At 46.0% G+C, this 642-nt stretch carries 1 pseudogene (only partly in view); it reads right to left on the bottom strand.

Features of this window, described 5'->3' with window-relative positions:
* Positions 1-394: pseudogene (locus COT43_02475) on the bottom strand (urocanate hydratase) (it extends 1,665 nt beyond the left edge of the window).
* Positions 395-642: the final 248 nt, after the last annotated feature.

The following is a 642-nucleotide window of genomic DNA, read 5'->3' as shown; positions in this document are numbered from 1 at the left end:
GCATCCAGTTCTGACAAACCTGCCCGGTTTCGCCATAAGTCACCAATTCGTATGGGTAAAGCGCAACTTCGAAATCGAGATTGTTGTCGATGTTCACCTGAAAGGCGCGGGCGGCGAGAATGCCTTTATATTTGTCAACAGGCTTGCCCCAGATGCGTCCTTCCGGGCGGAAGCGATAACCGTAAATGCGTCCCATCGTGTGCAATTCTTCGAGAAATTCAGGCGCAAGCGTGGCGTGCCATTCCGGCGGCACATAGCGCAGGGCGTTTTTCAGAGCCAGAACGGTTTCGGCTTGCGAAAGGAAATAGCCGCGATTCGGCGCACGTCGAATTCCCGGCTGGAATTCCTTCTTCGGTGGGAGTTCTGATAATTGTACCATTTGGATTGGATTCATGTTTTCTTCTCTATGAAAAGTTAGATAACATTCAATCGTAAGATAACCGGAAAATCGATAAAATGACAAAGGAAAAATCTAGAATAAATAGGAGAACTTGAGTTAAGTCGCGATATTTCACAGATAAATATTTCACATTCTGTTACCTAAGCGACTTGACTTAAGTTCGGTCGGAATCGTTCAACTTATGTCAAGTCGAAGGGAAGAGTTTTGGTAACTGGGAAAGAGCATTCGGGTTCGACTTAACA

The sequence above is a fragment of the Candidatus Marinimicrobia bacterium CG08_land_8_20_14_0_20_45_22 genome, assembly GCA_002774355.1.
Lineage (GTDB): Bacteria > Fidelibacterota > UBA2242 > UBA2242 > UBA2242 > 0-14-0-20-45-22.
The sequence above is the reverse complement of the archived record's forward strand: the minus strand, read 5'-3'. Positions and strand labels throughout refer to the sequence as shown.